This window comes from Lysobacterales bacterium (genome assembly GCA_019634735.1).
Taxonomy (GTDB): Bacteria; Pseudomonadota; Gammaproteobacteria; order Xanthomonadales; family UBA2363; genus Pseudofulvimonas.
The window spans coordinates 100,841-126,312 of the sequence record JAHCAT010000006.1; the positions used below are offsets into that span (position 1 = coordinate 100,841).

Annotated in this window: 22 protein-coding genes and 1 pseudogene; 3 read left to right on the plus strand and 20 right to left on the minus strand. The window is 70.1% G+C overall.

The window, feature by feature from the left end; all coding sequences use genetic code 11:
- Positions 1-76: 76 nt before the first annotated feature.
- Positions 77-1,336: an FAD-binding protein gene (locus KF823_07460; protein MBX3725740.1), complete on the plus strand. Its 1,260-nt coding sequence runs from the start codon at positions 77-79 to the stop codon at positions 1,334-1,336.
- 188 nt (positions 1,337-1,524) lie between these two features.
- Here the strand turns inward: KF823_07460 and KF823_07465 are convergent, their stop codons facing one another.
- The 10 genes from KF823_07465 to KF823_07510 all read right to left on the minus strand — a co-directional run bounded on the left by KF823_07465 (position 1,525) and on the right by KF823_07510 (position 9,158).
- On the minus strand, positions 1,525-2,019 hold the full coding sequence (locus KF823_07465) for a phosphatidylglycerophosphatase A (GenBank protein MBX3725741.1): 495 nt from the start codon (positions 2,017-2,019) through the stop codon (positions 1,525-1,527).
- On the minus strand, positions 1,998-2,963 hold the full coding sequence (gene thiL / locus KF823_07470; GenBank protein ID MBX3725742.1) for a thiamine-phosphate kinase: 966 nt from the start codon (positions 2,961-2,963) through the stop codon (positions 1,998-2,000). The genes KF823_07465 and thiL overlap by 22 nt, the downstream gene beginning before the upstream one ends.
- Before the next feature lie 72 nt (positions 2,964-3,035).
- Positions 3,036-3,482 carry a transcription antitermination factor NusB gene (nusB, locus tag KF823_07475; protein ID MBX3725743.1) on the minus strand — a complete coding sequence of 149 codons (447 nt, stop codon included), beginning with the start codon at positions 3,480-3,482 and terminating at the stop codon, positions 3,036-3,038.
- On the minus strand, positions 3,479-3,931 hold the full coding sequence (locus KF823_07480; GenBank protein MBX3725744.1) for a 6,7-dimethyl-8-ribityllumazine synthase: 453 nt from the start codon (positions 3,929-3,931) through the stop codon (positions 3,479-3,481). The genes nusB and KF823_07480 overlap by 4 nt, the downstream gene beginning before the upstream one ends.
- A 61-nt stretch (positions 3,932-3,992) precedes the next feature.
- Positions 3,993-5,078: a 3,4-dihydroxy-2-butanone-4-phosphate synthase gene (ribB, locus tag KF823_07485; protein MBX3725745.1), complete on the minus strand. Its 1,086-nt coding sequence runs from the start codon at positions 5,076-5,078 to the stop codon at positions 3,993-3,995.
- A gap of 50 nt (positions 5,079-5,128) precedes the next feature.
- Positions 5,129-5,740, minus strand: coding sequence for a riboflavin synthase (locus tag KF823_07490; protein MBX3725746.1), 612 nt, complete (start codon positions 5,738-5,740; stop codon positions 5,129-5,131).
- A 16-nt stretch (positions 5,741-5,756) separates the two neighbouring features.
- Complete coding sequence (gene ribD / locus KF823_07495) at positions 5,757-6,836, minus strand: bifunctional diaminohydroxyphosphoribosylaminopyrimidine deaminase/5-amino-6-(5-phosphoribosylamino)uracil reductase RibD (protein MBX3725747.1); 1,080 nt, start codon at positions 6,834-6,836, stop codon at positions 5,757-5,759.
- Positions 6,837-6,883: 47 nt separating this feature from the next.
- Positions 6,884-7,411: a transcriptional regulator NrdR gene (nrdR, locus tag KF823_07500; protein MBX3725748.1), complete on the minus strand. Its 528-nt coding sequence runs from the start codon at positions 7,409-7,411 to the stop codon at positions 6,884-6,886.
- Complete coding sequence (locus KF823_07505) at positions 7,411-7,893, minus strand: hypothetical protein (GenBank protein MBX3725749.1); 483 nt, start codon at positions 7,891-7,893, stop codon at positions 7,411-7,413. Before KF823_07505 ends, nrdR begins: the two co-directional genes overlap by 1 nt.
- The gene (locus tag KF823_07510) at positions 7,890-9,158 is read right to left on the minus strand and encodes a serine hydroxymethyltransferase (GenBank protein MBX3725750.1); all 1,269 of its coding nucleotides are present in this window, start codon (positions 9,156-9,158) and stop codon (positions 7,890-7,892) included. The genes KF823_07505 and KF823_07510 overlap by 4 nt, the downstream gene beginning before the upstream one ends.
- Positions 9,159-9,254: 96 nt before the next feature.
- Between KF823_07510 and KF823_07515 the strand changes: the two genes are divergently transcribed.
- Both KF823_07515 and ettA read left to right on the plus strand, forming a co-directional pair.
- The gene (locus tag KF823_07515; protein MBX3725751.1) at positions 9,255-10,811 is read left to right on the plus strand and encodes a hypothetical protein; all 1,557 of its coding nucleotides are present in this window, start codon (positions 9,255-9,257) and stop codon (positions 10,809-10,811) included.
- Positions 10,812-10,924: 113 nt separating this feature from the next.
- A complete protein-coding gene (gene ettA, locus KF823_07520) occupies positions 10,925-12,586 on the plus strand; it encodes an energy-dependent translational throttle protein EttA (GenBank protein MBX3725752.1) in 1,662 nt (553 codons plus the stop codon).
- A gap of 382 nt (positions 12,587-12,968) precedes the next feature.
- On the opposite strand, the pseudogene KF823_07525 reads toward ettA, so the two are convergent.
- From KF823_07525 to KF823_07570, 10 genes and pseudogenes are all read right to left on the minus strand, one after another.
- Positions 12,969-14,204 (minus strand): annotated as a pseudogene (locus KF823_07525) (IS256 family transposase).
- A 1,492-nt stretch (positions 14,205-15,696) separates the two neighbouring features.
- Entirely contained in the window at positions 15,697-16,611 is a 915-nt protein-coding gene (locus tag KF823_07530; GenBank protein MBX3725753.1) for a glycosyltransferase family 2 protein, read from the minus strand.
- Positions 16,612-16,617: 6 nt separating this feature from the next.
- Positions 16,618-18,471 carry a hypothetical protein gene (locus KF823_07535; GenBank protein ID MBX3725754.1) on the minus strand — a complete coding sequence of 618 codons (1,854 nt, stop codon included), beginning with the start codon at positions 18,469-18,471 and terminating at the stop codon, positions 16,618-16,620.
- A 1-nt stretch (position 18,472) separates the two neighbouring features.
- Complete coding sequence (locus tag KF823_07540) at positions 18,473-19,360, minus strand: class I SAM-dependent methyltransferase (protein ID MBX3725755.1); 888 nt, start codon at positions 19,358-19,360, stop codon at positions 18,473-18,475.
- Complete coding sequence (locus tag KF823_07545; protein ID MBX3725756.1) at positions 19,357-20,211, minus strand: glycosyltransferase; 855 nt, start codon at positions 20,209-20,211, stop codon at positions 19,357-19,359. The genes KF823_07540 and KF823_07545 overlap by 4 nt, the downstream gene beginning before the upstream one ends.
- Complete coding sequence (locus KF823_07550; GenBank protein MBX3725757.1) at positions 20,208-21,392, minus strand: ABC transporter ATP-binding protein; 1,185 nt, start codon at positions 21,390-21,392, stop codon at positions 20,208-20,210. The genes KF823_07545 and KF823_07550 overlap by 4 nt, the downstream gene beginning before the upstream one ends.
- Positions 21,389-22,210, minus strand: a complete 822-nt coding sequence (locus KF823_07555; GenBank protein ID MBX3725758.1) for an ABC transporter permease — start codon at positions 22,208-22,210, stop codon at positions 21,389-21,391. The genes KF823_07550 and KF823_07555 overlap by 4 nt, the downstream gene beginning before the upstream one ends.
- A gap of 66 nt (positions 22,211-22,276) precedes the next feature.
- A complete protein-coding gene (locus tag KF823_07560) occupies positions 22,277-23,209 on the minus strand; it encodes a peptidylprolyl isomerase (protein MBX3725759.1) in 933 nt (310 codons plus the stop codon).
- A gap of 78 nt (positions 23,210-23,287) precedes the next feature.
- Entirely contained in the window at positions 23,288-24,283 is a 996-nt protein-coding gene (locus KF823_07565; protein MBX3725760.1) for a hypothetical protein, read from the minus strand.
- 112 nt (positions 24,284-24,395) lie between these two features.
- A complete protein-coding gene (locus KF823_07570) occupies positions 24,396-25,448 on the minus strand; it encodes a hypothetical protein (protein ID MBX3725761.1) in 1,053 nt (350 codons plus the stop codon).
- Positions 25,449-25,472 lie beyond the last annotated feature (24 nt).

A 25,472-nucleotide genomic window follows, 5' to 3' on the forward strand; every position in this document is an offset into this window, starting at 1 on the left:
GCTGGCGCCGACGGCCCTGCGCACCGACCCGGCCGACTGCCTGGCCTACGGCTACGACAATTCCCGGCGCCAGGGCATGCCGTGCGCGGTCGCCCTGCCGACCCACCGCGACCAGGTCGTGGCAATCGTCCAGGCCTGCCGCGCCCATGGCGTGGCCTTGACCGCGCGCGGCCGCGGCACCGGCACGACCGGCGCTGCGGTGCCCCCCGACGGCGCGCTGGTGGTCTCCTTCGAGCGCATGGACCGGATCGTCGCCATCGATCCCGAACAGCGCCTGGCCGTGGTCGAGCCGGGCGTGCTCAACGGCGACCTGCAGGCGGCCGCCGCGGCGCACGGCTTCTTCTGGCCGCCGGATCCGACCAGCGCACCCTGGTCGACGGTCGGCGGCAACCTCGCCTGCAATGCCGGCGGGCCGCGCACGGTCAAGTACGGCGCCAGTCGCGACAACGTGCTGGCGGTCACCGCGGTCGACGGCCAGGGCCGCCTGTTCGACAGCGCCCGGCCGCTGGCCAAGCAGGCCATGGGTTACGACCTGGCCCGCCTGCTGGTCGGCAGCGAGGGCACCCTGGCGCTGATCGTCGAGGCCACCGTGCGCCTGTTGCCACGGCCCGAGGCCAGCCGGGCCCTGGCGGCCGCATTCCGCGACGTCGCGGCAGCCGCGCAGGCGGTGACCCGGATCATGGCGCAGGCGGCCACCCCATCGGCGCTGGAGTTCCTGGACGGCAAGTCGCTGGCGCTGGCGCGCGCGCGCGCCGGCGATGCTGTGCCGCAGGCGGGCGCCCTGCTGCTGATGGAGGTCGATGGTCCCGCCGCCTCGCTGGACGGCCAGGTGGCGGCCCTGCGTGCCGCGGCGGACGTCGAGGGACTGCTCGACTTCCGGGAGGCCGGCGAGGACGGCGGGCGCGAATCCCTGTGGGCGGCGCGCACGGCGCTGTCGCCGGCGCTGCGTGCGGTCGCGCCGAAGAAGATCAACGAGGACATCGTGGTGCCGGTGCCGCGCCTGCCCGAGCTGACCGCCTTCCTGGATGTCCTGGAAGCCGAGAGCGGCATCGCCATCGTCTGCTTCGGCCATGCCGGCAACGGCAACCTGCACGTCAACCTGATGTACGACCCCGCCGATCCGGCCCAGGCGGCCGCCGCGCCGCTCGCGCTGCAGCGCCTGTTCGGGCGGGTGCTGGAACTGGGCGGCAGCCTGTCCGGCGAACACGGCATCGGCCTGGACAAACGGCCGTTCATGCCGCAGGCGCTGGATCCGGTCGCGCTCTCGCTGATGGCGGGCATCCGCCAGGCATTCGATCCCGACGGCATCCTCAATCCCGGCAAGCTGCTGCCGTAGCGCGCCCGGGGCTTGCCCAGGCTGACCGGGCCCGCCTGCTGCAAGCTCGACCCGCATCCTTCGCGCCGGATCCAGGGCGATCCGCTGGCAGCTTTGACCCCACCGGGTGGCGGCACCTGCCCGATGGCGGCCGCGGACGCCGTCGCACAGCCGGCAGGCCGACGGGTGCGACCGTTCCGGGCGCGCCGCTACAAGAACCGCGCCGCGAGCAACAGCAGGACGGCAGCGTAGGCGCCAGCGGCGAGGTCGTCCAGCACGATGCCGAGGCCGCCCGGCAGGCGCTCCAGGGCCGGCATCGGCCAGGGCTTGGCGATATCGAAGATCCGGAACAGCACGAACGCCGCCAGCCACCAGGGCCAGGCCGGCGGCGCCGCCAGCAGGGCCAGCCATTGGCCGGCCAGTTCGTCGCTGACCACGCAGCCGGGATCCTTGCGACCCAGCCGGCGCGCCGCCCAGTCGGCGGCCAGCACGCACGGGCCGATCGCCAGGACCACCGCGACCGCCTGCAAGGTGATCGAGGGCGAGGCCTGCAGGAAGGCCAGCCAGAGCGCCAGCGCGACCAGCGAGCCGGCGGTGCCGGGCGCCTTCGGCAGCAGGCCGCTGCCGAAGCCGGTGGCCAGCCAGCCCAGCGGATGCCGCAACAGCGCGACGGGCGGGACGCTCATGACCGGAAATGATCCCATCCGGCCCGTGCCAGCGGCACCGGCCGGCCGTTGCGGTCGACCACCGCAAGACCGGCCCCGGATTCGACCGTTCCGATCCGCGCGACCGGGGTCCCGGCCGCCGCCGCCGCGGCGGCGGCCGCGTCGATCCGGTCGGCCGGCACGGTGAAGCACAGCTCGTAATCGTCGCCGCCCGCCAGGGCCAGCGTGCGCGCCTGCGTCGCGCCCAGCAGCGCGGTCGCCAGTTCGCCGCAGGGCACGGCATCGGCGTCGATGCGCGCGCCGACGCCGCTGGCGTCGAGCAGGTGACCCAGGTCCGCGACCAGGCCATCGGAGACGTCGATGGCCGCGCTGGCCACGCCGCGCAGGGCGCGACCCAGCGCCAGGCGCGGCGTCGGCCGGGTGAGCCGGGCCATCAACGGTGTCAGTTCCGGCTCACCGCGCCGGTCCCACAGGGCCAGTGCGGCGGCGGCATCGCCCAGCGTGCCGCTGACGAAGATGGCGTCGCCGGCCGCGGCGCCGGCCCGGCGCAGAGCGGCGCCGGGCGGCAATTCGCCCAGGCAGGTGACGGTCACCGTCAGCACCGGCCCGCGGGTCAGGTCGCCACCGGCCAGGGCCAGGCGGTGCGGCTGCGCCAGCACCTCCCAGCCGGCGCAGAAGTCCTCGATCCAGTCGGCACCCGGATCGGCCGGCAACGTCAACGCCAGCAGCGCCACCGCCGGGCGTGCGGCCATCGCGGCCAGGTCGCTCAGGTTCACCGCGAGCGCCTTCCAGCCCAGGTCGAATGGCGACGTCCCGACGGGGAAATGGCGTCCCTCGACCAGGGTGTCGCAGCACGCGACCACATGCATTCCGTGGCCAGGGCGCCAGACCGCGGCATCGTCGCCGTTGCCGACCTCGAGGCGATCGGCACCGGTCGCGCCGAGACGCCGGCGCAGCCGGGCGATCAGTTCGAACTCGGACATGGCCCAGGTTGCTGCGGCAGCGAAGGCCGGCCGGAACGGGAGGCGCGACGCAGGGTCATCGGCCGGCAACGCTCAGGCCCGGTACTCGGCCCGACGCAGGCGTGCGGCCAACTGGTCGAGCACGCCGTTGACGTAGGCGTGGCCCTGCTCGTTGCCGAAGCGCTTGGCCAGTTCCAGCGCCTCGTTGAGCACCACCTTGTAGGGCACGTCGATGCGGTTGATCAGTTCCCAGGCGGCCAGCCGCAACACCGCGCGCTCGATCGGATCGACCTGCGCCAGCGGCCGGTCGAGCACCTGGCCGAGCTGGGCGTCCAGCTGCTCGACCTGCGTCTCGACGCCGGCGATCAACGCCTTGAAATACTCGAGGTCGGCGGTCTCGTCGTCCTGCTCATGGGCGAACTGCTGCTCGACCTGGCGCATCGGATAGCCGCTGAGCTGCCAGGCGTAGACCGCCTGCAGGGCGCGCCGGCGCGCCCGGGTGCGCAGCAGCCGCTCGTTGCGGTCGAGGGCGCCGGTCATCGCGCCATCCCCGCCAGCAGGCGGGCCATCTCGAGGGCGGCCAGGGCCGCCTCCTCGCCCTTGTTGCCCAGCGCCCCGCCGGCGCGGGCCTCGGCATCCGCGTAGCGTTCGACCGCCAGCACGCCGTTGGCGACCGGCACACCGGAGGTGAGCTGCACGGTCATCAGGCCGCGCGCGCACTCGTCGGCGACATGCTCGAAGTGGCGGGTCTCGCCGCGCACCACGCAGCCCAGGGCGACCAGGGCCAGCACCTCCTCGCGGTCGGCGTGGTGGGCCGCGGCCAGCGGCAGCTCCCAGGCACCCGGAACCTCGACCACCTCGATGGCATCGGCTGCGACGCCGGCCGCCGCCAGGGTGGCGCGTGCGGCGGCCAGCATCGGACGCACCACCGCGTCGTTCCAGCGGGAGTGCACGATCACGAATTGGCCGTCGGGAAGGACGCTGGACATGGCTGCTCGGGCAGTCGGCACGCGCCGGGGCGCGTGGCCGCCGGGCGCCGGCCGGGGGCGGTCAGGGGGCTGCGAAGTCTACCACTTCGATGCCGAAGCCAGCCAAGGCGGGATAGGCGCGCGGCGTGCCCAGCAGGTGCAGCCGGCGCAGGCGCAGGTCGGCCAGGATCTGCGCGCCCAGCCCGGTGCGCCGCCACTGGCGCAGCAGGTCGGAATCCCCCGGATCGACGCCGGTCAGCGCCGCCAGCGCGTCGCCGCCGCCCGGTGCGGCCAGGATCAGCAGGCAGCCGTGCCGGGCCTGGGCGATCCGCGCGAACGCCTGGTGCAGCGGCAGGCTGACGCCGTCGTCGCGCAGGTGCAGCAGGTCGCTGAGCGGCGTCTGCACGTGCACCCGGGTCAGCACCACGTCGTCCGGCGCCGGGTCGCCATGCAGCAGGGCGTAGTGGGTGCCGCCCTCGATGCGGTCGCGGTAGACGACCAGGCGGAACGGCCCGTACAGGGTGTCGACGTCGCGCTCGAGCACGCGGTCGATGCTGGACTCGTGCTGCAGGCGGTGCCGGATCAGGTCGGCGATGCTGCCCATCTTCAGGCCGTGCCGGGCGGCGAAGCGCTCCAGCTCGGGCCGCCTGGCCATGGTGCCGTCCTCGGCCATGATCTCGACGATCACCGCCGACGGGTCGAGCCCGGCCAGGCGCATGTAGTCGACGCCGGCCTCGGTGTGGCCGGCGCGCACCAGCACGCCGCCGTCCTCGGCCATCAGCGGGAAGATGTGGCCGGGCTGCACGACATCGTCGGGGCCGCTGGCCGGGTCGACCGCGGTGCGCACGGTCAGCGCGCGGTCGTGCGCGGAGATGCCGGTGCTGACGCCGCGCGCGGCCTCGATCGACACCGTGAACTTGGTGCTGTGCCGGCTGCGGTTGTCGCGCACCATCAGCGGCAGGCGCAGGCGCTCGCAGTGCCCGCGGGTCAGGGTCAGGCAGATCAGGCCGCGGCCCTCGCGGGCCATGAAGTTGATGTCCTCCGGCCGCACGTGCTGGGCCGCCATCAGCAGGTCGCCCTCGTTCTCGCGGTCCTCGTCGTCGAGCACCACGATCATGCGGCCGGCGCGCAGCTCTTCCAGCAGTTCGGGGACGGGGGCGAAGGTCATGGCGGTTGGTGTCGGTGTGCTGTCGTTGGTGCGGCCCGGCGGCCGCGCGTCTACTGGCCGGAGGCCTCGTCGCGCCAGGCCAGCAGCCGCTCGACGTAGCGGGCGACCTGGTCGACTTCGAGGTTGACGGCGTCGCCCGGCGCCAGGGTGCCCAGGGTGGTGTGGGCCAGGGTATGCGGGATCAGGTTGACGGTGAAGCCGTCGGTGTCGACCGCGTTGACGGTCAGGCTGGTGCCGTCGACGGTGATCGAGCCCTTCGGGGCCAGGTAGCGGCGCAGCGCCTGCGGCACCTCGAAGCGGAACACCCGGGACAGACCGTCGTCGCCGATCGAACGCAGGTGGCCGATGCCGTCGACGTGGCCGCTGACCAGGTGGCCGCCCAGGCGGTCCCCGGCACGCAGCGCGCGCTCCAGGTTGACGGCATCGCCGGCATTGCGCCGTCCCAGCGTGGTCAGGCGCAGGGTTTCGCCGGAGACGTCGCAGTCGAAGCGCCGACCGGCCATGCCGGCGACGGTCAGGCAGACGCCGGCGACGGCGATGCTCTCGCCCAGGACCAGGGCTTCGCCGGGCAGGTTTTCGGCATCGATGGCCAGGCGCAGGCCACCGTCGTGCGGGGCGGTGCTGGCGATGCGGCCGATGGCGGTGACGATGCCGGTGAACATGGGGCGCAGGACTCGCTCAGGAAGGCGGCAGGGGCGGCCGCAGCAAGACACGCAGGTCGTCGCCGACCTGGCGGACATCGTGCCAGCGCCAGGCTCGGGCCTGCTCCAGGCCGGCCAGGGGCGGCAGGGCTAGCAACGCCCGGCCGGCATCGCCCAGCAGACGGGGCGCAAGGTATAGCAGCAGCTCGTCGCACAGACCGGCGGCCACGAAGGCGCCCGCCAGGGTGGCGCCAGCCTCGACCTGGACTTCGTTGCAGCCGCGCCCGGCCAGCGCCGCGAGCACCTGACCCAGGTCCAGCCGGCCGCCTGTCGCAGCCAGCGCCAGGCGCTCGACGGCGGCGAATCGTGGCGGCACCGTCGTCGCGGCGGCGTGCATGACCAGGGTCGGGGCGCTGCCATCCAGCAGGTGGTGGCCATCCGGAACGGTCAGGCCGGCGTCGAGGAGCACGCGCAGCACCGGTGCCGGCGTCGGCTCGGGCGCGCCGCCCGCCGGCCAGCGCAGGGTCAGCCGGGGGTCGTCCAGTCGCGCGGTACCGGCGCCGGTCAGCAGCGCGCAACTGCGGGCGCGCCAGCACATCACGTCGGCGCGGGCCGCGCTCCCGGTGATCCATTGGCTGCGACCGTCGGCGAGCGCGGTGCGCCCGTCCAGGCTGGCGCCGAGCTTGATGCGCAGCCAGGGCCGGCCGCGTTCGATGCGGCTGAAGAAGCCGCGGTTGAGCTCGCGCGCCTGTGCGCGCATCAGGCCCTGTTCGACGACCACGCCGGCCGCGCGCAGGCGCGCCAGGCCATCGCCCTCGTCCTGGAAGCCGTCCTCGCTGGCGAACACCACGCGCGCGACGCCGGCCGCGACCAGGGCGTCGGCGCAGGGCGGCGTACGGCCGTGGCGGCCGCAGGGTTCCAGGGTGACGTAGGCGGTGGCGCCGTGCGCCCGGGCACCGGCGTCGGCGAGGGCATGGACTTCGGCATGGGCCTCGCCGGCGCGCTGGTGCCAGCCGCGGCCGACGATGTCGCCGCCGTGCGCCAGCACACAGCCGACCATCGGGTTCGGCCGGGTCGTGTGGCTGCCGCGCGCCGCCAGGCGCAGGGCGTGGGCCATGTGGGCGTGGTCGATGGCGGAGAAGGCGGTGGCCCCAGGGTGCGCGTTCACGGCTTGCGGCGCGGTCCGCCGGGGCTGGCGCCGGAATCGAGCAACGGCAACTGCTTGCCCTCCAGCACCGGGATGTCGCGCTCCAGGCGCTCGATCTCCTCGCGGAACGCCTGGACGTCCTCGAAGCGCCGGTACACCGAAGCGAACCGGACGTAGGCGACCTGGTCGAGCGGCCGCAGGGCCTCCATCACCCATTCGCCGATCCGACGCGCCGGCACCTCGCGCTCGGCACTGCGACGCAGGGCATCGATGATGCCGGCCAGCACCCGGTCCACGGCGTCGGCGGCCACCGGCCGCTTGTGCAGGGCGAGCTCCAGCCCGGCGCGCAGCTTGGCCTCGTCGAAAGCCTCGCGGCGGCCGTCGTGCTTGACGATCGCCGGCAGCTTCAGCTCGGCCGTCTCATGGGTGTTGAAGCGGGCGCCGCAGGAGGGGCACTCGCGGCGGCGGCGCACCGTTGCGCCGTCCTCGCTGAGTCGCGAGTCGATGACCCGGGTGTCGTCGTGCTGGCAGAAGGGGCAGTGCATCAGGGGGGGACCGGGGACCGGGGACCGGGGACCGGTGGCGAAGGCGGGGCCGTGAAGGCGCCGCGAGCGGACCCGCGCAGCACCAGCAGTGCGAGCGCCACCGGCAACAGCAGCGGGCCGGCGGCGAGCGCGATCCACTCGCCGTCGCGCAAAGGCAGGCTCGCCGGGAGCCAGACCGAGGCCGCCGCCATGCCGGCCAGCAGTGCCGGCCACCACGGCCAGGCGCGCCTGCGCAGCGACGCGCGCCCGCCGTGCACGTAGGACACCGACAGGGTCAGTGCAGCAATCACGCCGACCAGCCCGGCCAGTCCCCACAGCATGAGCAGCAGGCTGCCCGCATCGCCGGACATCGCCCCGGCCAGGCCGTAGAACAGACCCACCGACGCCAGCCAGCCCCCGAACACCACGGTCGGCGCGCCCAGCGCCAGCGCGGCGACGGCGAATGTCGTCCTGGCGAAACGCCCGTCGCCGGCTGCGGTCACCGGTAGACCGGGAACGCCTGGCACTGCGCGGTGACCTTGTCGCGCACCGCGGCGATCACGGCGTCGTCGCCGGGCGCGTCCAGGACGTCGGCGATCCAGCCGGCCAGGTCGATGCACTCGGCCTCGCCGTAGCCACGGGTGGTCACCGCCGGCGTGCCGATGCGCAGGCCGGAAGTGACGAAGGGCTTCTGGGGATCGTTCGGCACGGCGTTCTTGTTGACCGTGATGTGGGCGCGGCCCAGCGCTTCTTCCGCGGCCTTGCCGGTGACGCCCTTGCCGATCATGTCGACCAGCATCAGGTGGTTGTCGGTGCCACCGGAGACGATCCGGTAGCCCCGCTCGACCAGCACCTTCGCCATCGCCCGGGCGTTGGCGACGACCTGCTGCTGGTAGGCCCGGAAGGAGGGCTCCAGCGCTTCCTTGAAGGCCACCGCCTTGGCGGCGATCACGTGCATCAGCGGGCCGCCCTGGATGCCGGGGAAGACGATGGACTGCAGCTTCTTCTCGAGGTCGGCGGCGCCGTCGCCATTGGCGGCGTGGCTGGCGACGATGATGCCGCCGCGCGGCCCGCGCAGGGTCTTGTGGGTGGTCGAGGTGACCACGTGGGCGTGCGGCACCGGGTTCGGGTAGACGCCGGCGGCGACCAGGCCGGCAACGTGCGCCATGTCCACGAACAGCAACGCGCCGACCTCGTCGGCGATGGCCCGGAAGCGCGCCCAGTCGACCACCCGCGAGTACGCGGAGAACCCGGCCACCACCATCTTCGGCCGGTGCTCGCGGGCCAGCCGGGCGACCTCGTCGCAATCGATCAGGCCCTGGTCGTTGACGCCGTACTGGACGGCGTTGAACAGCTTGCCGGAGATGTTCACCTTGGCGCCATGGGTGAGGTGTCCGCCATGCGCCAGCGACATCCCCAGGATGGTGTCGCCGGGCTGCAGCAGCGCCAGGTAGACGGCCTGGTTGGCCTGCGAGCCCGAATGCGGCTGGACGTTGGCGTAGTCGGCGCCGAACAGCGCCTTGCAGCGCTCGATGGCCAGCCGTTCGGCGACGTCGACATGCTCGCAGCCGCCGTAGTAGCGCTTGCCCGGGTAGCCCTCGGCGTACTTGTTGGTCAGCACGCTGCCCTGTGCCTCCAGCACGCGCGGGCTGGCGTAGTTCTCCGAGGCGATCAGTTCGACGTGGTCCTCCTGGCGGCTGCGCTCGGCGGCGATCGCCGCGGCCAGTTCGGGGTCGAATCCTGCGATGTCGGCGTCTGCGGGGAACATGGGCTGGGGACCTTGCGATGCGAAGACGCATGATACCTTGGCGCCCCCCTCGATGGCCCGGTGGACCAGGTGCCCAGCGACCCGAACTCCCCCGCAATGGCGGCCCTGCAACAGGCCTATGTCCGTGCATGCGGGCAGCGGCCGGCGGGCGATCCGGTGCGCATGCAGGCCGCGGAAGCGGTGGCGATGGCCGGCGGCGACGCCGTGGCCTGGCTCAATCTCGCCTTCGAGCACTTCGCGGGCTGGCGGTTCGGCCACGGCCATGCCGCGCTGGCCGAGTCCCTGCGCCGCGACCCCGGGCTGCTGGCCGCCCGGTGGCTGCATTTCCAGTTTCCCGAGGCGCCGTCGCCCGCGGACGAGGACGACGCCGAGCGTTTCCGCCAGCGCTGGGAAGCCGGCGTCGCCGCCTTCGAGGCGATGGATTTCCGGCAACCGGCCTTGCGTGCCCAGGTGTTCGGCTGCATCGGCTCGGCACCCGCCTTCTACCGCCACTACGTGGACGACGCTGTAGCCGCTGCGAAACGCTACGGCCGACTGGTGCACCGGATGATGGCGGCGCTCGATCCTGGCGAGCCGGCGCGGGCGATGCGCAGCGGCCGCCGACGGATCCTGTTCGTTTCCCCGAACCTGTTCCAGCACACCGTCGCCCGCCTGTTCCTGCCCCTGATCGAGGACCTCGACGCCGCGCGTTTCGATGTCCACCTGGCGCACCTGGGCGCGGAGTCGGACGCGATGACCGCGCGCGCGCGCGCCGCCGGCACCTTCCATGCCGGACCCCGGGCCGGACCGCAGTGGCGACAGTTGTTCGCCGAGCTGGCACCGGACGTGATCGTCTACCTGGACATCGGCATGCATCCCCTGCCGCAGGTGCTGGCGGCGCTGCGCCTGGCGCCCGTGCAGTGCGTGCTCTGGGGGCACCCGGTGACCACCGGCCTGCCCACCATCGACTGGTTCATCAGCGCCGACGCGCTGGAGCCGGCCGACGCGCAGGACCACTACAGCGAGCGCCTGCTGCGCCTTCCGGGCCTGGGCAACGGCCTGGAGCCTCCCGCCGCCGCGGCCGCGCCGCCGGCGCCAGGGACCAACCTGCTGTGCGCGCAGAGCGTGTTCAAGCTGATGCCGGCCCAGGACGCGCTGTTCGCTCGTGTCCTGGCCGCCCTGCCGGCGGCGCGGCTGCATCTGATCCCGCATTTCGACGCCGGGGTACGCGCCGGCCTGCTCGACCGGCTGCGGTCTTGCCTGGCCGGACACGGTATCGATGCCGACCGCCGGGTGGTCATGCATGGTTACCAGCCGCTGGACGGATTCCTGGCGCTGGCCGACGGCTGCGCCGTCAACCTGGACAGCATCGGCTGGTCGGGCGGCATGAGCGGCATGGACCTTCTGCGCCGCGGCCTGCCCACGGTCACCCTGCCGGGACGGACGCTGCGCAGCCGGCAGACCGCCGTGCTGCTGGAACGGATGGGCGTCGCCGAGCTGATCGCCAGGGACGAGGCCGACTGGTGCGCCAAGGCGATCGCGCTGGCCGGCGACCCCGGGCGCCGCCAGGACCTGTCCGGGCAACTGCGGCAGGCGGCCCCGGCCGCTCTCGACGACCGCGCCGCGAGCGCGGCTGCCCTGGCCGAGTTCCTGGCCACCTGCGGCCCGGCCTGAACGGACGCGCCTCGCACCATGGCGCCGGCCCGGCGGCTGCCCGATAATGCCCGGCTGTTTCCTTCTTTCCGCACCGGCGCCCGGATCAGGCCGCGCCGCAGCCAGGACACGCCATGCAGTACATCTACACCATGCAGGGGGTCAGCAAGACCGTGCCCCCAAAGCGCGAGATCATCAAGGACATCTCGCTGAGCTTCTTCCCGGGCGCCAAGATCGGACTGCTCGGCCTGAACGGCGCCGGCAAGTCGACCGTGCTGCGGATCATGGCCGGCGTCGACAAGGACTTCCAGGGCGAGGCGCGGCCGCAGCCCGGCATCAAGGTCGGCTACCTGGAGCAGGAGCCGAGCCTGGACCCTGACAAGACCGTGCGCGAGGCGGTCGAGGAAGGCGTCTCCGAGGTGCTGAACGCCCAGGCCGCGCTGGACAAGGTCTACGAGGCCTACGCCGAGCCGGACGCCGATTTCGACAAGCTGGCCGCCGAGCAGGCGCGCCTGGAGGCGATCCTGGCCACCAACGACGCGCACACCCTGGAACAGCAGCTCGAGGTCGCCGCCGACGCCCTGCGCCTGCCGCCCTGGGAGGCCAAGGTCGGCCCGCTGTCCGGCGGCGAGAAGCGCCGCGTCGCGCTGTGCCGCCTGCTGCTGCAGAAGCCCGACATGCTGCTGCTCGACGAGCCCACCAACCACCTGGACGCCGAGTCGGTGGAGTGGCTGGAGCAGTTCCTGCAGCGCTACCCGGGCACCGTGGTGGCGGTCACCCATGACCGCTACTTCCTCGACAACGCCGCCGAGTGGATCCTCGAGCTGGACCGCGGCCGCGGCATCCCCTGGAAGGGCAACTACTCGGAATGGCTGTCCCAGAAGGACGCCCGCCTGAAGCAGGAAGAGAACCAGGAGAAGGCGCGCCAGAAGGCGATCGCCCGCGAACTGGAATGGGTGCGCTCGGCGGCCAAGGGCCGGCAGTCCAAGGGCAAGGCGCGCCTGGCCCGCTTCGAGGAGCTGAACTCGCAGGAGTACCAGCGCCGCAACGAGACCAACGAGATCTTCATCCCGCCGGGCGAGCGCCTGGGCGACAACGTCATCGAGTTCGTCGACGTCAGCAAGGCCTATGGCGACCGCCTGCTGATCGACAAGCTCAGCTTCAAGATCCCGCCCGGAGCGATCGTCGGCATCATCGGCCCGAACGGCGCCGGCAAGTCGACCCTGTTCCGGATGATCACCGGCGCCGAGAAGCCGGACTCGGGCGAGGTGAAGATCGGCCAGACCGTCAAGCTGGCCTACGTCGACCAGAGCCGCGGCGCGCTGGCCGGCAACAACAACGTCTGGCAGGAAGTTTCCGGCGGCTCGGACATCCTCAACATCAACGGCGTGGAGATCCAGTCGCGCGCCTACATCGGCCGCTTCAACTTCAAGGGCCAGGACCAGCAGAAGCTGGTCGGCACCCTGTCCGGTGGTGAGCGCGGCCGCCTGCACCTGGCCAAGACCCTGCTGCAGGGCGGCAACGTGCTGCTGCTCGACGAGCCGTCCAACGACCTCGACATCGAGACCCTGCGCGCGCTCGAGGACGCCATCCTGGAGTTCCCCGGCTGCGCGCTGGTGATCAGCCACGACCGCTGGTTCCTGGACCGCATCGCCACCCACATCCTGGCCTTCGAGGGCGACTCGCACGTCGAGTTCTTCCAGGGCAACTACCAGGAATACGAGGCCGACAAAAAGCGCCGCCTGGGCGCCGAGGCCGACCGCCCGCACCGGCTGCGCTTCAAGAAGCTGGCCTGATCGGGAGCCGGGACTGGGGAGCCGGTACCCGGTACCCGGGACTCGGGACTCGGAGCGCGCAGTACTCCCCTCTCCCTCAGGGAGAGGGGCTGGGGGAGAGGGCCGGGGCTGGCCATGATCTGCATCGTTGCCGGCGCAGCAGTGCGCGCTGCCCAGGCAGCCCTCTCCCCCGCCCCTCCCCCGCAGGCGGGGGAGGGGAGAAGTGCGGCGCCCCGGCACGGATGATGCGGGGCGCGCGCCATGGACTGGCGTCGCATTTCGATGTTCGGCTCCCGCTGTTCGGCTTTTGCCTTTCGGCTTTTGCCTTTCGGCGTTCGGTGGTCGCTGGCCGCGGGCGTGTCCGATTTTTCGTGTGTGAGGCGGTGTAGTCTCGGTGCTTCCGTCAACGGGCCAGCGTGAATCGGTCGTCGTAGATTATCGCGAACTGGTTCATTGCCGCCCTCCAGTCGCGGCTTGCGCGGCTCCAGTCGGCGGTGATGTTGCGCAAGGCCAGCCAGATCAGCTTGGTGGCGGCCTCGTCGCTTGGGAAGTGGCCGCGGGTCTTGATGATCTTGCGCAGGCGCTCATGCACGCTCTCGATCGCGTTTGTCGTGTAGATCACACGCCGCACGTCCGGCGGGAAGGCGAAAAACGGCACTACGCGCGTCCAGGCGCGGCGCCAGGCGGCGACCACCGTCGGGAAGCGCTGACCCCAGTCGCCGGCCTCGAACGCGTCCAGCGCGGCCTCAGCGACCTCGGCTGTCGGCGCGGTGTAGATCGGCTTGATCGCCGCGGCCAGCGCCTTGCGGTCCTTCCAGCTCGCGTACTCCAGGCTGTTGCGGATCAGGTGCACGATGCAGGTCTGCAGCGTGCTCGCCGGGAATACCGCCTCCAGCGCCTCGGGGAAGCCCTTGAGGCCGTCGGCCACGCCGATCAGGATGTCACCCACCCCTCGGGTCTAGAGGTCGTTGAACACCCGCATCCAGAACTTCGCACCCTCGGTGTTCTCGATCCAAAGTCCAAGGATGTCGCGGGTGCCGTCGGCCAGACCGCCCAGCGCCAGGTACACAGCCTTGTTGCGCACCACACCGTCCCCGCGGATCTTCACCCGCAGCGCGTCGAAGAACACCACCGGATACATCGCTTCCAGCGGCCGCGCCTGCCATGCGGTCACTTCGGCCATCACCTCGTCGGTGACCTTGCTGATGAACTCCGGCGACACCTCGACGCTGTACATCTCGGCCAGATGGCCCTGGATCTCCCGCACTGTCATGCCGCGGGCGTACATCGAGACGATGCGCTCGTCGAACCCGGCAAAACGCCGCTCATGCTTGGGGATCAGCTGCGGCTCGAAAGTCCCGGTCCGGTCCCGTGGCACATCGATGCGCAACGGGCCCTCTTCGGTCAGCACCGTCTTGCAGCTGCGACCATTGCGGTGGTTGCCGCTCCCGCCCTCGGCGTTGGCCAGGTGAAGGCCCAGCTCGGCTCCCAGCGCCCGCTCGATCACGGCCTTCTTGAGCTGCTGAAACACAGCCTCGACCCCCGCGGCGTCCATCGGGCCCGGGATCAGCTTCTCCAGAAACTCCTTTGGCAAATCAAGGGCCGGCGTGACCACCGGCGTCTTCTTCTTGCGGGGCATACATGCTCATTGGCAGCCTCATGGTATGCCTCTCACACAAAATTTCTGACAGCCTCTCCGTCTTTAATCCGACCGGCCTTTTCCTAGATGCTCGACCCAGAAGAAGGGCCCGATCAAGAAAGAAATCTGAACCGGGCCCAATCTTTCCTAAGTCACTGGCCAAAGACGACCACGGTATTGGTTAGATGCACATAGGATGTCGAGCTTCTACTTAGACCAAATTCCGTCGACCCCCCCTTGGGCACATACGGCCATACCAATGTTCCACTCTGGGCTCCTTCGCACGCCCAGAGTGATGGTGGCCCGGCATTCTGAGAGATCCAAATGCAAATGCCATTATATCCAGAGCCTTGGATGCTGTAGCTGATCGCGGTGCTACCGTGGGATTGGCCTGCCGGAACGTTCACCACTGTTGGGGATGCGGAGATCGTAGGCGCCGTTCCAGCAACTCCTGTGACCACCACTTGGGCGAGATTTGGGGATGCTGATGTATTGCCACCCCCACTAACCCAAAAGGTTGAAGTGCCCCCTGCAGGAACATAAGGCCATACTTGAGAATGCGCCCCGCCACCCATGCATGACCACAGCCCGACTGGCCCACCAGAATTTTGCACCCAAACGCAAGCATTGTTGGCATTAGTGGTATTCCAACCAACCGTGACTTCCCCAAAAGTGGAACCATAGGGCACAGTGACAGTCTGCGGCCACGCATTGATTGAAGCGCTTTGCGGGTAACAGTTCGTGTCGCGTCCGGAAATACAAGAGACATGCTGCATTACAAAGTCTGGACCGGACGTTCCGCACGATGGGGGAAGCCCAGTCTGGATAACGACCCAACCAGTCGGCACACCTACTGCGGAGCAATACCTTAGAGTTCCGCCCACAGGAATGTCATAATATGAGGTGAATCTATACTGGTTGTAACAATAGCCGATGGGCCAACAAACCTGATGGTAGGTGGGAGTGAATGGAGGCGTGCATACGGATGAGTTGGCCGTGTAAGTTATAGTCCATCCGTTAGGCGGCAATGCGTTTCCGGGAGTCGTACAAGTAAGCGGAGTGGTCGCTTTTGGAGCATTTGTTGCATCGGCCATCGAATCAAGGCTGTGCTCAAACCCTGTTAGCGGATCAGCCAAGATCTCCCATTCTGCAGGTATGAGCGCAAGCTCCGGCCTAGTTCGCACATCGAGCGCGTCGGATGACACGCTGCCCCCGGAAATTGGCCTAAACAACTCTGTCGATGCGAAACTATCCTCTGATGCAACTCCACCGACAGCACCGAGCGTCGAGACAAGACCAAATACCCACCTTCCCACCTTACAGGCTCTCATGCGCCTAACTCCCTTTGCGTTGTGACAGATGTCCTGGAGAAGCACCCCCATCATCTGCACATGAACAGTACGGCTTTAGTGTTTTGTATACCGCGAAAAGCGTCACAAAACTAATTCGCCCGAGATGCCATCAACATGCATATCGCCAGCCTCACCGAAATCTAGTGGCGGCGCCGCAGTAGTAGGAACGGTAGGCGGGCGAGCAGACGAACCGACAGGCCGGCGGCGACCGAGATGCACTGGGCCGCGCCAGCGGCGGGGTAGTGCTTGCGGTAGTAGCGCCAGAGCGAACGGGTCTTCTGCCACTCCACCCATAGCGGCCGGCGCCGGCCGGAGACGCCGCCCAGGTGCACCACGGCGACGTCGCCAGCGCGCGCGACCGCCCTGCCCGCCTCGCGCACGCGACGGCACAGGTCGAGGTCTTCGGCATGCAGGAGGAATCGTTCGTCCATGCCGCCCAGCCGGAGGTACAGGCCGAGGTCGACCAGCATCACCGAGCCGTTGACCGCGTCGACCGGCTCCGGATGGCCGGCCGCCTTCGCGTCGGTCGTCGCCTCGATGCCCTCCCGACCTGCCCAGCGGTCCAGGCGCAGCAGGCTGGCGAGGCTACGCGCGGGTGTCGGTTCGCGACGACGCTGCGGGCCGTGCGGACGACCGGACTCGTCCAGAACCGCGCAGCCCAGCAGGCCGAGGGCGGGATCGGCATCGAGGTGGCGGCGCAGCCGCGCGACCGCATCGGCGCCCAGGAAGGCATCGGGATTGAGCAGCAGCAAGGCGTCGCCCCGCGCCTGGGCCGCGCCCTGGTTGCAGGCCGCGGCGAACCCGCGATTGGCTTCATTGGCGAGCAGGTGCAGGCAGGGCTCACGCGCCAGCCGCGCCTGTACCAGCTCCACCGTGCCGTCATCCGAACCATTGTCGACCACGATCACCTCGACCGCCGCCGACTGCGACAGCGCTGCATCCAGGCAGCGCCCCAGGGTCGTCGCCGAGCGGTGGCTCACCACCACCACCGAGGTGAGGCCGGCGACAGGTTTGGAGACGGCCGGCGCCGCGCACTTGGCGGACGACGTGGCCAAGGTCGCTCAGTCCGCGAGCAGGCGGCCGCCCAGGTCCGCGGCGCGGCGCCACACTGCCGGCCAGAGGCGCCAGCTTGCCGCCAGATCGCGGCAGGCCGCCGCCAGGCGCTCGCCGCATTCTTCCGCGGTCAGCCCGGCCGGCCACTCGTCGAGCCGGGGCGGCTCGCCGGCAAGCAGTGCCCGGCCGTTGGCCTCGACGATCTGCCGGACGTCGGCCAGCCAGTACACCGGCGCCTTGGGGTTGTCGAGGATCTGCTGCTGCAGGTGCTCGATCAGGTCGGCACGGACGTAGCGCAGGTATTCCTCGAGCATCTCGATGCGGACAGCCAGCGGCGCGCCGGCCAGGTCCTCGAGCTGGGCGGCGAGCAGGGCCAGGCGTTCGCCTGGATCGGCGCTGCGTGCCGGCTGCGCCTGGTTGACGATCCACTCGCGCAGGAACCGGTTGATGCCAGGGGTCAGCGGCGCCATGGCCCGCGCGTGGCGGTCGCGGCGGCCCTCCTGGACGTGCCCGATGGTGATCGGCAGGTGCAGGGTCAGGGCATCGGGATACAGGTAGCTGGCGGCGACGCCGAACAACCCGTCCTCGCCGCGACCGAGCACCGAGGTGCAGGGCAGCAGGGCGCTGTTGTCGAGCATGAAGGGCGTGAACAGACCATGTGGCCGGGCGATCGCCCGCGCCGGCGCGAACTCCAGGGCCTCGGCGTGGATGTTGGCCAGGTAGCCCTCGCGACTGGCCCAGAACGCCTCGCGCGAGGGTCCGGCCAGACGGTACAGCCACAGGCTGTCGCCGGTGAAGGACGCACCGCGCGTACCGGTGAAGGTGGCCAGCACCCGGGCCTTGCCGCCCAGGTGCGCCAGGCGGGCCAGGGTCTGGCCACGAAGGCGCTGGCGATCGAGCCCGAGCAGCGCCGGATGCCGGGCGATGGCATTGCCCAGGGTGGAACCGACCAGGTCCTGCTGCAGGGCGAAGCCGTCCTCGGCAAGCGCCGGGCCGGTCGCCAGCGACGCGTCCAGTCCGTCCTGGAAGCGGGCCTCGAAGGACGTCGCCGGGGTGGGCTCCAGGCCGGGGCGGGCGACACTGGCCTGGTGGAACGGCAGGACGTAGTCGTCGTCCAGCATGGACAGTCGCGAGCCCGCCGACAGCAGCAGCGCCAGGTTGTAGCCACGACCGCCGCCGAACGCATCACTCGTGCGATCGCGCAGCAGCAGGGCACGCAGGACCTCGCGGGCCTGTGGCAGCTCCCGTGCCAGGCGCTCGGCCACGGCGGCGGCCTGTTCCGGCCCGATATGCCGGACCGGGACGCCTGCGCCCTGGGCATGCTCGCGGGCGAGCGAGAGATGGCGATCGCGGGCCGCCTGGTCGCGCGAGTCGTCGATGATCCATACCGCGTCCGTACGCCCGTGGCGACGGCCGTGCTCGGCAAGGCTGGCGAGCAGGCGGGCGAGTTGCGCCGGCCGGTCGCAGGCCCGGATGGCGATTGCCGCCAGCGCGACCGGTGCAGCCTCGCTGGTCTGCGTCAGGGCTGCCAGGAACTGGCTGTCGGTGCGCAACACGCCGCGCTCGGCAAGTCCCGCCAGCACGTGGCGGACGGCATCGGCCTGGCCGCCCAGCCCGGGCAGCACCGAGGTCACACGGGCGACATGTTCGTCCAGGGTCCGGAACTCCCGGCACTGGTCGAGCGCCTGCAGAACCTGGTGGGTCATGACGTGCAGTTCGCCACCGTCGCGCGCCTGGAATATGCACTCGCTGTTCGACAGGGAAGCGGCGCGGCCGTCCACCGCCGCGAGCAAGGGCCCTTGCGGTACCTGCGCAGCCGGCTGGGTGGCGTTGGGTGCGGCGGGGGTGGGGTCGAATTCCATGTCAGGCCTGTCCGGGCTCGCGGGCGGATGCAGGCCGGGCCCGCAGCACGGCCAGCTCACGCTCGAGTTCGATGATGCGCCGGTCGGCCTGGATGACCCGCCGGATCTCCTGGTTGTAGTGCGCGTAGATGGAGTGCGCGGCATCGGCGAACACCGATACCGATGGCAGTGATGGCAGGTCGGCTTCGCTGCGCGCGCACATTGCCAGCCAGTAAACCGGCGACGGGTCGCCTCCCCGCCGCAGGACGCCATCGGCGGCGTCCATGCGGAGCTGCTCGCAACGGTCCTCAGTCTTCGGTTCCACCGCCCACACGGTCGATTGGAAGGCCAGGCGCTGACCGTACAGGCGTATCGCCGGAAAGTGCGGCCGCAACAGGCCGGTGAATTCGTCGCGGTCCAGCTCGCGCACGTGGAAGGGGTTGGGCGTGCCGTCGCCCTGTGCGTTGTAGGCGTGGCGGTCCGGCGAGGAAATCAGCAGGCAGCCGCCCGGCGCGAGCACGCGTGCGAATTCCGAGACCATCCGCGCCTGTTCGTCGAGGTGTTCGATAGTCTCGAACGAGACCACCAGATCGACGCTGGCATCGGCGAGCGGCAGCTCCGCCACACTGCCCTGCCGGAATTGCAGGCCTGCCCTGTCGCCATAGCGGCGGCGCGCATGCTCGATGGTCTGCGCATCGACGTCGACGCCGGTCACCTCGGTGGCGCCTTCTGCCAGGAACGCGCTGCCGTAGCCTTCGCCGCAGGCCGCATCGAGCACCCGGCGGCCGGCGGCCAGCGGCTGCGCCAGCGCGTAGCGGTGCCAGTGCTCGTACCACATCTCGCGCACGCATTCGGGCGTGAAGCGCTCACCTGTGAAGTCGAGGATGCCGGGGTTGTCGGTGTCGGTCATGGACGCAGTGCGGCCGCCAGCGCGGGATCGGCCAGGAGGGCCTTTCGGCGGGCGGCGTAGGGATCGGACCGGATGAAGTCCGCGATCAGGGCATTGTAGTGCGGATAGCGGGCGCACAGGCGCTGCAGCTGTCCGCCGCCCGGCCGGTGTCCGGTGGCGGCGAAGGAGGCGCCGCCGACATGCACGACGTAGGCGTCGTCGCACAGCGCGTGGCGCCAGCCGAACGCAGTGGCGCGCAGGCACCAGTCGTTCTCCTCGCCGTAGCCGCGGCCAAAGGTGGCGACATCGAAGTCGCCGACCTGATCCCAGGCGGCGCGGCGCAGGAACATGCAGAATCCGACCGCGGTGGGCAGCGACGGGTACTCGGGCCGTCCGGCGCCGGCCAGTGCCAGTGCCACGGCATCGGGGTCGGCAGGCACCTGGTTGTTCCGACACCAGTCCGGCAGGGAGCAGATCTCCGCGTTGTTGGACCAGGGCGTGACCGAGGCGATGGTCGGGTCGCTGTCGGCACATGCGAGCAGCCGCTCCAACCACCCCGGGGTCACCCTGGTATCGGAATTGAGCAGGATGACGTCGCCGGGCGCCCGCGCCACGGCGGCGTTCACGGTGGCGACGAAGCCGAGATTGCGGTCCTGCCGCAGCACCTGCACCCCCAGTCGACGCACCAGCGGATGTGCCGCCAGCAGTCCGGCCACGCCGGCCTCGGTGCTGGCATCGTCGACGAGCTGCACGGTTGCCCCGTCCGGCAATGTGCGTGCCAAGGCATCCAAACAGTCCTCGAGCAGATCCGCAGCGTTGTGGATCGGCACCACCACCTCGGGGGGGCGCGCCGCTTCCTGCACAGCGCTCACGACGACCAGCGGTGCGGCAGCCGCACCGTGCCCATCTCGCGGGTCGCGCCGCGAACCAGGACCTGGATCTCCCGGGTGCCGAACAGACGCAGGCCTTCGGGGTCCATGGGGTGCAGGCGCAGCAGGTACTCGCCCGGCAGCAAAGCCTTCAGGTCCAGCACCAGCGAATGCCGGTAGCGGCCCGGACCGAGTCGCTCGGCTGCGGCACCTGCCATTTCGGAACTGATGCCGTAGACCGGCAGGCCGGCCGCCTGGGCGACCCCGACCAGCAGCACCGGCGGACGGTCGTCCACGCTGGCCAGCTCGACTTCGACGCCGACTTCGCGCTGCTCGCCGTCGATCAGCAGATGTTCGACGTCGGCCTCGCCGTCGATGCGCCAGGCGGTGATCCGGTACTCGGCGAGCGCGCCATCGGCAAGGGCGACCTGGGCGCCCTTGCGGCCCTGGCGCTCATGCCAGGCCAGGTAGGCCTGGGTCACCGTGAACGCATCTCCGGCGGCCTCCACCCTGCCCTGGTGCAGCCACAGCGCGCGGCTGCACAGCTTCTGGACGTGGTACATGCCGTGCGAAACCAGCAGCAGGGTTCCGCCATCGCCCAGGTAGCGCTCCATCCAGGCGATGCACTTCTTCTGGAAGGACTCGTCGCCGACCGCCAGTACCTCGTCGGTGATCAGCAGGTCGGGCTTCAGTGCGGCGACGATCGCGAAGCCCAGGCGAACCACCATGCCACTGGAGTAGTGCTTGACCGGCTCGTCGACGTAGTCGCCGATGTCCGCGAACTCGACGATGCCCGGTAGGAGTTCGCGGATGGCGTCCGGCGAGAGGCCGGCCAGGGCGGCGGCCATGCGCAGGTTGTCGCGACCGCTGTACTCGGGATGGAAGCCGGCGCCCAGCTCGAGGAGGGCGCCGATGCTGCCATCGACCCGGACGCTGCCTGTCGAAGGGGTCAGCACGCCGGTGAGCAGCTTGAGCAGGGTCGACTTGCCGGCGCCGTTGGCGCCGATGATGCCGGTCGATTCGCCGCGGTGGATCTGCAGATCCATCGGCTTGAGCACTTCGTGCACCGGGCCGCCGGGTCGCCGCAACAGCAGGCTTGCGAGCGCGCGCAGCCGGGCGTCGCGCTGGCTGACCAGCGGGTAGCGCTTGCTGATGCCACGCGCCTCGACCAGCAGGGCGGTCACAGGAAATCCTCGAAGTGCGGTGCCAGCCTGCGGAACACGACCAGACCCAGGAGCAGGCTGGCGGCCGTCGCCAGCACCGCAATCGCGGCATGGACGAGGCCGATCTCGCCGACGCCGAGCGCAGCCTGGCGGAACAGCGCGACGAACAGTGCCATCGGGTTGCCGTCGGCGACCGGCTGCAGGGCCGGCGGCACCAGGCTGCGCGGATACAACACCGGTGTCAGGAAGAACAGCAGGACCAGCGCCTGGCCCAGCATGTGGCTGAAGTCGCGCACGAACACGCTCAGCGCCGCGAACAGCCAGGCCAGGCCCAGCGTGAACAGGGACAGCAGCAGGAACAGGGGCGGCAGCCAGAGCATCGACCAGCGCGGCTCCAGCCAGCCCAGGCCGAGCAGCACCATCACCACCATCGCGAATCCGGCCAGGTGCAGCAGGAAGCCCGACGCCACCGGGACCAGGACCAGCAAAGAGCGCGGCAAGGCGACCTTGCCCAGCAGGCCGGCATTGTCGGGGATCGCGGTGCTGGCCCGTGCCAGCGACTCGGCGAAGGCGGTCCAGGGCCACAGCCCGATCGCCAGGAAGGTGACGAAGCCCAGTTCGCCGAACTCGGCCTCGGGCAGGCGGGCCCGGAAGATGGTGCCGAACACGTAGCCGTAAATCGCCAGCAGCATCAGCGGTTGCAGCAGCGCCCAGGCGGCACCCGAAAAGGTGCCCAGGTAGCGCTGGCGCAGGTCGCGACGGACCAGCTCACGAAGCAGGTTCAGATGGCGGATGGCCGATCCGGGCGGCAATGCCGATGTCTGCGCTGGGCCGGGCATGGGTATGGCGGTGGAGGGGCGTGCGGGTGCGGCCTGTCAGGACGCACCCATCGGCGCTGCGAAGGGTCAGTTCGCGCCGCCGGGCTGTTCCGGACGGCCACCGTAACGGGCAGGCAGGGAACGCAGCAGCGCCTCGTCGCCGGTTTCAGGGTGGCGACCGCGCAGCTCGGCCAGGAAGTCCGTGCGTGCCGTCTCCAGGTAGTTGAGCTCCGCGCCGCGGATCAGAGCCGCCTCGACCTCCTCGAAGGCGAGGGCCCGGGCCGGAACCCGCTCGACCAACCGCAGGACGTGGTAGCCGAATTGGGTCCGAACCGGCTCGCTGATTTGATCGGCATTCGCAAGTGTCTGGGCCGCCGCGACGAACTCGGGCACGAACTGGGCCGTATCCTCGATGACGAAGCGGCCATTGTTGTCGGCGCTCGACGGGTCCTCGGAGTGCTCGCGCACCAGGGTCGCGAAGGCGGCGGGATCGCGACGCGCCTGGTCCCGGATTCGCTCTGCCAGGGCCTGTGCCTGCGCCTCGTCACGGGTCTCCGTCTTGACCAGCACATGCTCGACCACCAGGCGTTCGGGCTGGACCTGGCTGGCCGGGTCGGCCAGGTAGCGCTCTCGCGCCAGCAACCGGAAGTCGGGCATCTGGTCCGGCTCGAACAACCGGTTCATCCGATGGATGGCAAGCACCTCGCGCACGGCAAGCTCGAGGTCCCGCCGCACCTCGGGGCGCTGATCGATACCGAGCTCGCGCGCCTGTTCGGCGAGTTGGCTGTCGATCAGCAGGCGATCCATCAGACGCCCGATGTTCTCCGGGTTGTGCGCGAACTGCGCCCTCTCGTGGGCCGGAAAGCGCGACATCCGGGCATCCATGTCGCCCAGGGTCAGGACGTGCTCCCCCCGGCTGACCAGCACGGCATCGGGCTGCTCGGCCTGGGCAACGCGGGGCAGCAGGACTGCGACCATGAGGGGCAGAAAGGCGAGTCGGAGGGAAATCGGTGCGGTCATGTTCTTTCCGTTTTGCGAGGGCCCAAGTAAACACCCCGGCCAGCGGCCGGGGTGGGTTCAGTCATGGGACCGAAAGGCTCAATCGAAGTTCACACGGCTGCGGTCGGTCCCCAGCTGGTAACCGCCGTTCGCGTTGTGACCCGGGTAGAACACCGCGCCATGCAGGCTTCCGGAGAAATCGTTGTCGATCTGGCCGGTGCTGTCTGTGGGGCGGATGGCCACCACCCGCAAGCAGGCGCCGGCATCCAGGGAGGCGCTGTCGAGCTGGGCGTAGCCCCTGCCAGCATCCGTTACCGCCGAACTCGAGCACTGCGCACCTTCGGAGGCCCGGCACACCCAGGCTGAATCGATCAGCATGGACTGCTTGAAACGCGACTGGCCGGGCAGGTTGTCCCTGTAGGGAAACATCTCTCGCAGCTGCACCCCGGCCACCCGTCCACCGCTCGCGGTAAGTACGTGCTCGTAGTAGATGCCGGATGGGGTCCGGTCGATGATCCGTGTCTGCAGTTGGAGCTGACCGCCCGTCTCGAAGCTGAGGTTGGCGATACGGTCCGCAGTGTAGCTGTCCGCCTGTACCGTGCAGGCCGGAACCGATGGCGCCGTGGGCTGTGTCAGTCCAACCACGCAATTGGATTCCAGGTTGCCAACCACGACGTAGTTGGGCGGCACGGGATAGATCATGTCGCCGAAAGTCACCCGATCGGCAGTGCGGAACAGGGCACCGTCCGGATACGTGGCGAGCTGCAGTTCCGGCTCATCTCCGCGGGCGCCTATCACGAACGATGGAAGGTAGCCGTTTGGATCGAGAGCAAAACCCTGGAGCGTGCCGGGCACCACGCCGCTGGAGGCGCACAGCACGGGCTCCACGGAACGGACCACCAGCGTCGAGCCTGCTTGGGGCTGGGGACGGGTGAAGCGGACGGCATCACCGGAGGCGATGTCGGTCAACAGGACGTCGTTCAGGGCATCCACGGAGAGACGCAGACCTGCGGTCTGGGCCTGGCTGGCGCCTGTGGCGCCAACGACGAGGGCCAACGCCAGAGGCGCCAGCCATTGAATCGATTGCTTGTTCATGGTTCTCCTGCCTGGTCGTCAGGGCACACTCCACGCCATTGCCGTAGCCAGGCATCGACCCAGAGGGTCGGCACCGGCGTACGTGTTGCGGCATCAGGAGTGGCTGCCGTGGTCACGGGGTGGCGTTGTTGCCGAACTGGCAGGAACTGCTCTGCACGTTGCCCGAGGTCTGGCAGGTCGGTCCCGGACAGACGCAGGTCGAGTTCACGGTACCGCTGTTGATCCAGGTTGCCAGGTCCATCCAGGCGAAATTGACGTAATAGGTCTGGCCGGGCACCAAGGCGCAGCGGAAGGTGGGCGGCGCACTGGCTGTCGACCACTGCAGTGCACCGGAAGCGCCGGCGATGCACGAAGACGGCACGTCGAAGTTGCCGCACTGACTGCTGATGCTTGCGGTGACGCCGGCTACCGACGAGGGCAGGCTGAGCTTGGCCTGTAGGCCGGCCTGGGGCGCGACGAACGAGTAGGCTCGCACGCGAACGCCGATCAGCTCATTGTTCAGGTTGTAGTTGTTGCCCGTGAAATCCCACATCCAGGAGTGGTTGGTGCCGAACGGCACCTGGTAGTGCGACTCGTACGTACCCACCGTACCCGCCACGAACGGTGCCGGCAGGCTCTCGCAGCCGCCCGGGGCGACGTTGGAGTTCACCTGCACGGCGACGCTGGCGACCGCCGGGAGGACGATTTCCTGCCCGGACACGAAACGGCGGCAGCGCATGTTGAGCTGCCAATTGCCGGCCGGCGAGCCGGCGGGAATGGTGACCGGCAGCGCCAGACTGGCGCTCAGCGCTGGCACCGGCACCGTGGCGCTGACGTTGCCGTTCGGACGCACGACGTCCAGCGAGCAGGTGTCGTAGGTGACGTTCGGCTCCGGCATCGCGATGAAGTTGCTGACGCTGGCGCTGTAGGTGGTGGTTTCGCCGGCATTGATGATGTTCGGCGTTGCGGCCGTATTGCTGAACTGCAGCGCAGGCGGCAGGGTACCGCCGGTGGCCGGGCGACAGGCATCGTCCAGCAGTTCGATGGTGCCGGCATTGATGCGGATACCTTCGCTCTGCACCGGCGGCAGGCCGGGGGCGCAGGACACCGGCACGGTGGCCAGCAGGGGGGAGGCCGCAGCCGTCAGGACGGTGGCGGCGAGAATCTTGCCAAGCAGGGACTTCATAAAGGGCTTCCGGTTGGACGGGAA

Bases quoted from the DNA above. Each gene is read 5' to 3' on its own strand.
- KF823_07460 (MBX3725740.1), top strand. From the start codon at position 77: ATGCCGTGCGCGGTCGCCCTGCCGACCCACCGCGACCAGGTCGTGGCA.
- KF823_07465 (MBX3725741.1), bottom strand. From the start codon at position 2,019: ATGGGATCATTTCCGGTCATGAGCGTCCCGCCCGTCGCGCTGTTGCGG.
- thiL (MBX3725742.1), bottom strand. From the start codon at position 2,963: ATGTCCGAGTTCGAACTGATCGCCCGGCTGCGCCGGCGTCTCGGCGCG.
- nusB (MBX3725743.1), bottom strand. From the start codon at position 3,482: ATGACCGGCGCCCTCGACCGCAACGAGCGGCTGCTGCGCACCCGGGCG.
- KF823_07480 (MBX3725744.1), bottom strand. From the start codon at position 3,931: ATGTCCAGCGTCCTTCCCGACGGCCAATTCGTGATCGTGCACTCCCGC.
- ribB (MBX3725745.1), bottom strand. From the start codon at position 5,078: ATGACCTTCGCCCCCGTCCCCGAACTGCTGGAAGAGCTGCGCGCCGGC.
- KF823_07490 (MBX3725746.1), bottom strand. From the start codon at position 5,740: ATGTTCACCGGCATCGTCACCGCCATCGGCCGCATCGCCAGCACCGCC.
- ribD (MBX3725747.1), bottom strand. From the start codon at position 6,836: ATGGCCCACGCCCTGCGCCTGGCGGCGCGCGGCAGCCACACGACCCGG.
- nrdR (MBX3725748.1), bottom strand. From the start codon at position 7,411: ATGCACTGCCCCTTCTGCCAGCACGACGACACCCGGGTCATCGACTCG.
- KF823_07510 (MBX3725750.1), bottom strand. From the start codon at position 9,158: ATGTTCCCCGCAGACGCCGACATCGCAGGATTCGACCCCGAACTGGCC.
- KF823_07515 (MBX3725751.1), top strand. From the start codon at position 9,255: ATGGCGGCCCTGCAACAGGCCTATGTCCGTGCATGCGGGCAGCGGCCG.
- ettA (MBX3725752.1), top strand. From the start codon at position 10,925: ATGCAGTACATCTACACCATGCAGGGGGTCAGCAAGACCGTGCCCCCA.
- KF823_07535 (MBX3725754.1), bottom strand. From the start codon at position 18,471: ATGGAATTCGACCCCACCCCCGCCGCACCCAACGCCACCCAGCCGGCT.
- KF823_07540 (MBX3725755.1), bottom strand. From the start codon at position 19,360: ATGACCGACACCGACAACCCCGGCATCCTCGACTTCACAGGTGAGCGC.
- KF823_07555 (MBX3725758.1), bottom strand. From the start codon at position 22,210: ATGCCCGGCCCAGCGCAGACATCGGCATTGCCGCCCGGATCGGCCATC.
- KF823_07560 (MBX3725759.1), bottom strand. From the start codon at position 23,209: ATGACCGCACCGATTTCCCTCCGACTCGCCTTTCTGCCCCTCATGGTC.
- KF823_07565 (MBX3725760.1), bottom strand. From the start codon at position 24,283: ATGAACAAGCAATCGATTCAATGGCTGGCGCCTCTGGCGTTGGCCCTC.
- KF823_07570 (MBX3725761.1), bottom strand. From the start codon at position 25,448: ATGAAGTCCCTGCTTGGCAAGATTCTCGCCGCCACCGTCCTGACGGCT.